Here is a 9523-nt window from a genome sequence, read left to right on the forward strand (position 1 = left end):
TTGGACGCTCAACAATTCAATGCCATGCCCCGACCGGAGCTCACCCACCCGTATGTGGTGGCCCGACAGGCCGCATCCATCATTATGCTGCGCCAAGTCAATACTGAGCTTGAGGTATATGTCCAACACCGTGCAACCACCATGGACTTCGCTGCCGGGGCCGTGGTGTTTCCGGGTGGTCGCACTGACGCCGAAGATGCGCTCTTTGACTTTGGTCACGAGGTACAGCCGTTACTGCAAGAGCATGCCCGCGGCTGGCAGAGGACCTCCCTTGGTTCGGCGATTCCAGGCCGGTCTGTCAAGAATGCTTCCATGATGCTGCGCACCGGTTTGCGCGAAGTAGAAGAAGAAACCGGGGTGTATCTCAAACCTGACATTATGCGTCCATGGGCGAATCTGATCACCCCGGTGGGGTACCCAAAACGGTTTGATACTTTCTTTTATCTGGCTATCCCAGATGATGATGTGATGCCCGAAAATATCACGACCGAGGCTACTGCGGCCGACTGGCACAGTATTGAATCCATTCTGCACGGTGATGAGGCCAAAAAGATCGCACTAATGCGCCCGACGAAGTTCTTGTTGTTAGATATTGTAGAGGCCGGTTCAATCCAAGCACTGTTGGCTCGAGATCCGGTGGTCACTCCGATTCGCGGTCTTTGACCGCCCTGACGAACGCCTCGGTTTCTTTACGAACCAGGCGCAAATTGCTTTTAACAGCGAATGGCACCGGTAAATACCAGTGCCATTGCTTGTTAAAGTCTCGGAGTTAGCCGAACCAGAGTTCTATCTCGCGCTCTGCAGACAGCGTCGAATCGGAGGCGTGAATGAGGTTCTTCTGGACTCCTTCACCCCAGTCGCGTCCGAGATCGCCGCGGATGGTCCCCGCCTCGGCCAGGGTCGGGTTAGAGATACCAGCCAGCTGGCGGACTCCTTCGATCACGCGGTCGCCTTCAAAGATGGCCGCAACAATCGGGCCGGAGGCCATGAAGTTGACTAGTGGTTCAAAGAATTCTTTGCCCTGGTGTTCTTCATAGTGTTCAGCCAGTAACTGAGGGGTGGCGTTGAGCATCAGCAGTTCGGTGATTTGATAGCCCTTGCGCTCAATGCGTGACAAGATTTCACCGGTCAGTCCACGTTCCACACCGTCGGGCTTGACGAGTACAAGTGTGCGTTCAGGCTGGCTCATAAAACTTCCTCATTCATCAGCTGGGTCAGGTCACGCGGTTGCGTGACCCTCAACGATCATACCTAATCGGTCTCGGCTTCCGTACCGTGTTCTTGTTCCCAGGCTTCTTGTTCTTTGGCTCGGATAGCGTTTTCGACGTCAAGCTGTTGGCCCTTGGTCACCGCGTACCACCAGGCTATAGCAAATGCGATGCCGACAATGAACCCAAAGGATTCCAAGAAACCGGAGGCAACGAGCAGGCCTTGGATAATCCAGCCGACGGCGATGCCAACAGGCTTTTTGACAAACCGGGATGTCACCGCAGCAATGAGGGCCAGCGCCAGGCTGCCCAAGAGCATCCAGAGCCCACCGTTGTTTTGGTTCAGGCCGTAGAGCATCAGCCCGAAGAATGCGATCACGAAGGCTTCACCCAGCAAGACGGTGGAGGTGAACATCACCAGGATGGACCGTTGTTTTTTCTGTTGGCCGGGTTTCCACTCGCGTTGTGATCTGGTCTCGCGTTCTGGGCGCCAGGATTCGCGGCCGGGTTGTTCTGCGTTACTCACTGTCGTCGTCCTCCTGGTCTTCTTGCGGGAAGAAGTCGCTGAAGTCATCATGGCCTTCGACTTCGACACTGGCATCCGTGGCGGCGGTTTCGGGACCCAGCAGATCCCGGACCTGACCGACCAGGGTGATCGATCCGGTCACGAGGATGCCCGCTCCCCCGGTGCCGGCGGTCAGGCTGCGACCGGCGTCTTGAATTCGTGCCTCGATATCACGAACCCCCTGGACTGCCCACGCAATGGCATCCACCACGGAGTCGGTGGTGAACAGTTGGTCTTCGTCCCAGCCCGCGTCCAGTGCGATCTCGGTGAGCTCTTCGGGGCTGATGGCGCGCGGTGAGTTGGATTTGGTGATGGCCAGGTGTTCGACGTCGTCACCAAAATGTTCAAAGAGGGCGGTGAGAATGCCCAGGGCGTCTTTGTCATCCAGGATGCCCACCACTAAACCCAGCGATGAGAAATTGAAGGTCTCGCGCATAGTTGCCGCGGTGGCTTCGATGCCCTGCGGGTTGTGTGCCGCATCGATGACCAGTGAGGGGTTAGTGCGCAACAGTTCCAGGCGTCCCGGACTGGTGACCATTGACAGGCCGTCTTGCAGGATGTCGCGCTGTAGCGGCTGGTCGCCGGCTCCCAGAAAGGCTTCCAGCGCTGCGATGGCGACAGCAAGGTTTTGGACCTGGTGGGCGCCGTGCAGCGGGAGAAATAGGTTGTTGTACTCCGCTGCCAGGCCTTTGATCGAGACTTGTTGTCCCCCGACGGCCACCGAACGGCCCGTGACGCCGAATTCGATGTTTTCGAATTTGAAGTTGGCGTGTTGCGCCCGGGCTTTTTCCAATAATACTTGGGCGGCTTCGGGATCTTGGGCCGCGGAGATCAGGTAACCGTTGTCTTTGATGATCCCGGATTTTTCCACTGCAATCTGCCCCGGGGTGTCACCGAGCAGTTCGGCGTGGTCGACCGAGATAGGGGTGACCACCGATACCTGGGCATCGGCGACGTTGGTGGCATCGGTGATGCCACCCAAACCCACTTCTAACACCATGACATCCACCGGGGCGTCGGCGAAGATTGCAAAACCCAGGGCGGTGACAGTTTCGAAGTAGGTGAGTTGTTGTTCTCCGGCCTCGACCAGTTTGGCATCTACCATGTCGATCAACGGGGCGATCTCATTGAACACGCGGACAAATGTGGCGTCGTCAACGGGCTCACCGTCCAGGGTGATGCGCTCGGTGACCTTGACCAGGTGCGGTGAGGTGTAGCGTCCAGTGCGTAGCCCGTGGGCGATGAGGACTTGTTCAATGATGCGCGCCGTCGTCGTCTTGCCGTTGGTGCCGGTCAAGTGGATGACGGGGGCACTGGTTTGGGGGTCGCCCAGCAGTGCCATGATGTCGAACATCGGTTGCATGCGGGGCTCCATTTTATTTTCCGGAGCCCGCGATAACAGGTGTTCATATACCTGTTCTGCGGTTTCAAACATTAGGCGTCGACTTTCTGCACGGTGACGTCCACGATTTTGGTGGCGTCATCGGCGAAGGATTCACGGGGGTCGGCGGCGTCGGTGGCTTCGAATGCGACCTGCAGTGACAAGGTTTCATTGCTGATCAGGCCTTCGTGGGCGCTGATGGCATTGATGACGGCCTGCGGTCCGGTGATCACGGTGTGAATGCGGTCTGAAACATCCAGGTCGGCATCGCGGCGCGCCGATTGGACGGCACGGATAACATCGCGTGCAGCACCTTCTGCGGCCAGGGTCTGATCAACCGCGGTGTTGAGGATGACAAAGCCCTGTGGGATGACGGCAACCGCGGATTCCGGGTTGTCTGGGTCTTCTTCAACCACCGTGGACAGGGTGTATTCGTGAGGTTTCAGCGCAATGCCACCGGCAACCACGGTGCCGTCGTCTTCAACCTTCCAATCATCGGATTTGGAGGCCTTGATGACGGTCTGCACCTGGCGGCCCAGGCGCGGGCCGGCTTCGCGAGCGTCGACGACCAGCTGCTGGGAAATCCCGAAGTCTTCGGCCGAGGTGTTGGCCACGTCAACGAGTTTGATGTTCTTTAGGTTCAGCTCATCGGCCAGAATGTCGGTGAATTCTTGGGTGAAGCGCTGGGTGTCTGGGACGACAACGGTCAGTTCGGACAGTGGTAGGCGCACGCGACGGTTGGCACCTTTGCGCAGCGATGAGGCTGATGAGGCGATCGTGCGGACTAATTCCATGGTGTCTTGGAGTTGTTCAGCATCGGTCCCGGATGGGAAGAGGTTGGCGTCCGGGTAGTCGGTCAGGTGCACCGAACGTCCACCGGTCAGTCCGCGCCAGATTTCTTCAGCGACCATGGGCATCAGTGGGGCCGCGGCACGCACGAAGGCTTCTAGCACGGTGTACAGGGTATCTAGGGCCTGGGTGTCTTCGGCGAAGAAGCGCTGACGCGACCGGCGGATGTACCAGTTGGTCATGGTTTCCATGTAACCGCGGATGGCTTCGGTGGCCCCGGAGACGTTGTAGTCATCCAGTGAGGCTTTCACATCGCGCAGCATGGTGCCGGTGGCGGCCAGGATGTACTGGTCTAGCGGGTCGGTGGATTCATACCGGAAGGAGGCCTGGTACCCTTCGGGGCGTTTGCCGCCGTCGGTGGCCGAGTTGGCATACAGGCTAAAGAAGTGCCAGACGTTCCAGGCCGGCAGGATGGCCTGGCGTGCGGCTTCGCGGATGCCTTCTTCGGTGACGATCAGGTTACCGCCGCGCAGAATTGGTGAGGCCATCAGGAACCAGCGCATGGCATCTGAGCCGTCACGGTCTAAAACATCGTTGACGTCCGGGTAGTTCTGCAGGGATTTGGACATCTTATTACCGTCAGAGCCCAGTACAATACCGTGCGAGATGACATTTTTGAATGCCGGACGGTTGAACAGTGCGGTGCCTAGCACGTGCATGGTGTAGAACCAGCCGCGGGTCTGGCCGATGTATTCCACAATGAAGTCGGCCGGGTTGTGGGTGTCGAACCAGTCCTTATTATTCATCGGGTAGTGGACCTGGGCATAGGGCATCGAGCCGGAGTCGAACCAGACATCCAGGACGTCTTCGACACGACGCATCATCGATTTTCCGGTTGGGTCATCCGGGTTTGGACGCACCAGTTCATCGATCCATGGGCGGTGAAGGTCGACCTCACCCTTGGCGTTTCGTGGCAGTTGGCCGAAGGCTTCTTCGATTTCAGCTAATGAACCATAGACCTCGATGCGCGGATAGTTTGGGTCATCGGATTCCCATACCGGGATGGGTGAACCCCAGTAACGGTTGCGTGAGATTGACCAGTCACGAGCGTTTTCTAACCATTTGCCAAATTGGCCGTGTTTGACGTTGCCCGGGATCCAGTTGATTTCTTCGTTATGCGTGAGCATATCGTCTTTGAATTCGGTGACTTTGACATACCAGGAGGTGATCGCACGGTAGATCAATGGGGTACGGCAGCGCCAGCAGTGCGGGTAGGAGTGCTCATAGGATTGTTCGCCTAATAGCGAGCCTTGGGCGCGCAGTGCACGAATGATGGTGCGGTTGGCCTCAAAGACCTGCACGCCGGCGATATCCTTGAGTACACCGCCACCAAGGTTCTCATCGCCAAACAGGGGCAAGAAGTTGGCACCTTCATCGACCGAAAGGACAACGGGGATGCCGTGGGCTTCGTTGACTCGTTGGTCTTCTTCACCATAGGCCGGGGCCTGGTGAACCAGACCGGTACCGTCTTCGGTTGTGACATAGTCATCGACCAGGATGCGGAACGCGTTTTGGGTGCCGTAGGTTTCGGCATCGGCAAAGTAGGTAAACAGGGGCTCATAGGCCAGACCGGCCAGCTGGTTGCCGGTGTAGGTCGCTTCGATAGCGGCCACCGCAGCATCGGCGTCCTCGTAGCCGAGCATCTTGGCGTGGGCGCGTACCCGGTCGGTTGCCAGCAGGACTTTGGTAGCACTGAAGGTATCGACTTCTGCGGCCACGACCGGTACCACTGCGTATTCGATTTCCGGACCGGCAGCCACCGACAGGTTGGTGGGCAGCGTCCACGGGGTGGTCGTCCAAGCCAACACGCCAACACCGGTCAGTGCGTCTGCGGTTTCGGCGGTGACACCGCCTGCAGGCACCAGGTCTGGGTTGGCAGGCAATCCGGTGACCTTGAACTGGACGGTAACCGATGGGTCTTGACGCATCTTATAGACGTCGTCGTCCATGCGCAGTTCGTGGTTGGATAGTGGGGTTTCGTCGTTCCAACAGTACGGCAGCACACGGAAACCGCGGTAGGTTAGGCCACGGTCGTGCAGGGTTTTGAACGCCCAGATAACGGATTCCATAAAGGATGGGTTCAGGGTTTTGTAGTCATTTTCGAAATCAACCCAACGGCCCATACGGTTGATATATTCGCGCCATTCCTGGGTGTATTCCAGGACCGAAGCGCGGCAGGCGTCGTTGAATTTATCGATGCCCATTTCTTCAATCTCGGCCTTATCCGTCATGCCGAGTTGCTTCATGGCTTCTAATTCGGCCGGCAGCCCATGGGTGTCCCAACCAAAGCGTCGCTCAACGCGGCGACCCTGCTGCGTCTGGTAACGCGCGATGAGGTCTTTAACGTAACTGGTCAGCAAGTGGCCGTAGTGCGGCAGGCCGTTGGCAAAGGGTGGGCCGTCATAGAAAACGAACTCATTATTGTCGCCGTCGACTTCTGCCGGACGGTTATCTATGGAGGCTTGGAAGGTGCCGTCTGCATCCCAGTACTTGAGGATCAGCTCTTCGATGGCGGGCAGATTTGGGGTGGACGGTGTAGAACCGTTTTGAACCCATTGCTTATGGGAACTAGCCAGAGGGTACACAATTACCTTCCTTGCATCGACGTTCGTTATCACGTGTACATACCTGTGCAAGGACGCCTGACGACGCGGTACCACCCTGCTTATCTTGGAATACTCCAAGATCGCTTATAACAGCTATATCGGGCTGACCCGTTCGGTTCTACTGAGCATGAGCCGTTCTTCCGAAGCGCTCCCCGATGATGGTCGGATCACTGCGCAATCGCAACCATCCTACAACATATTTCAGACCGTGAAATCAGCTCTACGCAAGGTTTTGCGCTTAGGCGATATGCACGATTGGCCGCTGGTGCACATTGGGTTCCGCTTCGCGCAGCACTTCCCGGGTGACCGATGCGATCGAGCCCTCCCCGAAGACCAAGTAGCGCAGAATGTTGGTCACCGGGGTTGATTCGGTCCATTGGAAATACACGTGGGTTTCACAGTCCAGGACATCTCGCAGATACAGAGCAATTGCCGCGATGGTGTTGGCGACTGTGGTGCCTTCGGCTACCAGCAGGTGATAGCCATAGCGTTGGACGCCACGCACAATAACATCGGTTTCAAATTCTGAACTATCGGCGACCACGACTTCGATAAATAACGCCCCGTTGACCGGCAGATTGTGCGCTGCCTGTGCTCTGCTCAGAGATTCTCGATAGCGCTGGGCGGCAACGTGTCGCGGATTGTGGGCAATGAGTCGCAGCACGCCGTCGGAATGCTGGTCAAGCATGTGCTGAGCGGGCGCATCAAAGTTGATCGAGGTAGCACGCAGTTCGGTCGAGCGCACGGCTCGAGAAATGAGGCTGACCACTAGGATGGCCACAATGAAGCTACCGGCAATTTTGATGCCATCGGGGCGTTCAATAATATTTGCGATCGTCGTATAAATAAAGATGACTGCGATACAACCATACCCGAGCATAGCGCCGTGCTGGGCTTTGTGCCGTGCCGTCAGGGTCACGGCGATGGCAGCCGAAGTGATCAGCACCAGCACCCCGGTGGCATAGGCGCCACCTTGAGCGTCGACGTCGGCCTGGAAGATGACCGTGATGACAAAGGCGATAGCTGCGAAAACGAACACCAGTGGACGGTTGCGTTGTGTCCAGGCCGGTGCCATCCCGTAGTGCGGTAGATATCGGGGCACCAAGCTCAGCAGCCCGGCCATGGCCGAGGCGCCAGCGAACCATAGAATAGCAACCATAATGACGTCATAGACCGTCCCAAATACGGGCCCCAGATACTCATGGGCAAGATAGGACAGGGCACGGCCGTTGGCTGGGCCGCCCACTTCGAAGGCCGCCGCCGGGATGAGCAGGACCGTGGTGATCGACGAGGTGATCAAAAACGCGCTCATGATCAGTGCTGAGGTGGTCAGCAGGTGTTTGGTGTGACGGATACGCCCGGTTGGTTGAGCCTCAGTATCGGTGGCGTCCCCACGGATCTGGGGCATGACGACAACACGGGTCTCAAATCCAGACAGACCCAACGCAAGCTTCGGGAAAACGAGCAACGCCACGGCAACGGCGAATAAGGTATCGCCGTGCTGGGTGGTGAGCACCATCCACCAATTACTCACCACTATAGGCTGTTGCACCAGATGTACGAATGCGACGACGATGACGATACCGTTCACGGCCAAAAACGCGGTGACCAAGATCGTGGCAACTCGGATGGCTTCTCGAAAGCCCCATAGGAAGATGAGTGCGAGCCCGGCTATCAGGACCAGGGTGGTGACCACTTCCCTGCCGTTCACCACGGATGAGGCCACGGGGTTCTCGCTCAGATGGGCTGTGGCATCTGAGGCTGATAGGGTCATCGTAATGACGAAGTCGGTAACGACAAAGCCCAATAAGATCAGCACCGCAAGTTTGCCTGCCCATCGTGGCAACAGTTTGGCCAGCATGGCAATCGAACCGGTGCCGTGGGAGCTTTCTTGTGCAACACGGCGATATACCGGTAGCGCACCGGCCAACGTGACGGCCACCAGCACAATGGTTGCTGCCGGTGCAATGACCCCGGCAGCCAGGGCGGCGATCGCGGGTTGGTATCCCAAAGTCGAGAAATAATCCAGGCCAGTCAAACACATGACCGCAACCAGTGCGCGCGATCGTCGTGGTGTTCTACCCGCCCGTGCGGCCCGGCATGACGACCATGCGGCACCGAGGTGTCGGCCAGCATCCAGCGGCGCAGACGTTTGATAGGCCTTCGTTGCGCTTGCTGTTCTGGGGCGGCGTGAAGTACCGGGTCCGGTATGTGGGCTCGTTGCCAATCATGCGCATTCTGCTGGCCATCCATGGCCTTCCGATCGCCTGTCGTTCCCATGCTCGCTCACCATGCCTGGCGGGCCAATCGCAGACGCGAAGTCAGCGGTTTATGGGCTGGTTCAATCGTAGTCCTTCCCACAGCTTAGCGGGAGTCCCTTCATTGCCCATTGGCATGCTTCAGCTCGCCCTGCTTGAGGGTCGAATTCGCTCCTATCATGCTTCCAAAACATGGCGGCCGGGCATGAGGCCAGGTCGACCCAACCGAAGCTCAACCTCATGCACCAGGCGTTATCGCTCACAAACTCTGATAGCCAGCTCACTGAATGCGTTCAGCTGTCGCGTCCCTTGGTGAAGTGGTGGCATGTGCACGCGAAGTTGGCGTCGCCCAACGGGTAGAAAAAGTATTTCGTTGTCAGAAAGCGACCTAGTCGCCTACAACCCCTAAGGCCCAGGGGACCTTATCTGACCAAGACAACGGGGTTATCTGGCAGAGGTTTGATAAACCTGTGATTCGGCCCTCAAGCGGGTACTTCGTATCCGCTTAGAGCACCGCTGCTGGTAAACAATATTTAGGCACTGTCTTGAGCATCGCGAATGAGCTTGTGCTGGGCGGCCTGTTTGACCGGGCGCATCACGATTTCATCCAGGTTAATGTGATGGGGAAGATTCACCGCATAGGCGCAAACATCGGC

Annotated in this window: 7 protein-coding genes and 1 pseudogene; 1 reads left to right on the plus strand and 7 read right to left on the minus strand. The window is 57.6% G+C overall.

Annotation, left to right across the window (positions count from 1 at the left end; all coding sequences use genetic code 11):
• Positions 1 to 663, plus strand: a complete 663-nt coding sequence (locus tag K8V32_RS03430; RefSeq protein ID WP_303902905.1) for an NUDIX hydrolase — start codon at positions 1 to 3, stop codon at positions 661 to 663.
• Between the two features lie 106 nt (positions 664 to 769).
• On the opposite strand, the gene ndk is transcribed toward K8V32_RS03430, so the two are convergent.
• From ndk to K8V32_RS03465, 7 genes and pseudogenes are all read right to left on the minus strand, one after another.
• The gene (gene ndk / locus K8V32_RS03435) at positions 770 to 1189 is read right to left on the minus strand and encodes a nucleoside-diphosphate kinase (protein ID WP_303902908.1); all 420 of its coding nucleotides are present in this window, start codon (positions 1187 to 1189) and stop codon (positions 770 to 772) included.
• A 62-nt stretch (positions 1190 to 1251) separates the two neighbouring features.
• On the minus strand, positions 1252 to 1734 hold the full coding sequence (locus K8V32_RS03440) for a DUF4233 domain-containing protein (RefSeq protein WP_303902910.1): 483 nt from the start codon (positions 1732 to 1734) through the stop codon (positions 1252 to 1254).
• Positions 1727 to 3208: a bifunctional folylpolyglutamate synthase/dihydrofolate synthase gene (locus K8V32_RS03445; protein ID WP_303902912.1), complete on the minus strand. Its 1482-nt coding sequence runs from the start codon at positions 3206 to 3208 to the stop codon at positions 1727 to 1729. Before K8V32_RS03445 ends, K8V32_RS03440 begins: the two co-directional genes overlap by 8 nt.
• On the minus strand, positions 3208 to 6588 hold the full coding sequence (gene ileS, locus K8V32_RS03450) for an isoleucine--tRNA ligase (protein ID WP_524536681.1): 3381 nt from the start codon (positions 6586 to 6588) through the stop codon (positions 3208 to 3210). Before ileS ends, K8V32_RS03445 begins: the two co-directional genes overlap by 1 nt.
• A 259-nt stretch (positions 6589 to 6847) precedes the next feature.
• On the minus strand, positions 6848 to 8653 hold the full coding sequence (locus tag K8V32_RS03455) for an APC family permease (protein WP_303902915.1): 1806 nt from the start codon (positions 8651 to 8653) through the stop codon (positions 6848 to 6850).
• Positions 8644 to 8889 (minus strand): hypothetical protein, encoded by a 246-nt coding sequence (locus K8V32_RS03460; RefSeq protein WP_303902918.1) that lies wholly within the window; start codon positions 8887 to 8889, stop codon positions 8644 to 8646. Before K8V32_RS03460 ends, K8V32_RS03455 begins: the two co-directional genes overlap by 10 nt.
• Before the next feature lie 511 nt (positions 8890 to 9400).
• Positions 9401 to 9523, minus strand: a pseudogene (locus K8V32_RS03465) (oxidoreductase); the annotation flags it as partial.

The organism is Enteractinococcus helveticum, from assembly GCF_020742345.1.
In the GTDB taxonomy this organism is placed as follows: Bacteria; Actinomycetota; Actinomycetes; order Actinomycetales; family Micrococcaceae; genus Yaniella; species Yaniella helvetica_A.

Bases quoted from the DNA above. Each gene is read 5' to 3' on its own strand.
- K8V32_RS03460 (WP_303902918.1), bottom strand. From the start codon at position 8,889: ATGGGAACGACAGGCGATCGGAAGGCCATGGATGGCCAGCAGAATGCG.
- ndk (WP_303902908.1), bottom strand. From the start codon at position 1,189: ATGAGCCAGCCTGAACGCACACTTGTACTCGTCAAGCCCGACGGTGTG.
- K8V32_RS03445 (WP_303902912.1), bottom strand. From the start codon at position 3,208: ATGTTTGAAACCGCAGAACAGGTATATGAACACCTGTTATCGCGGGCT.
- K8V32_RS03455 (WP_303902915.1), bottom strand. From the start codon at position 8,653: ATGTGTTTGACTGGCCTGGATTATTTCTCGACTTTGGGATACCAACCC.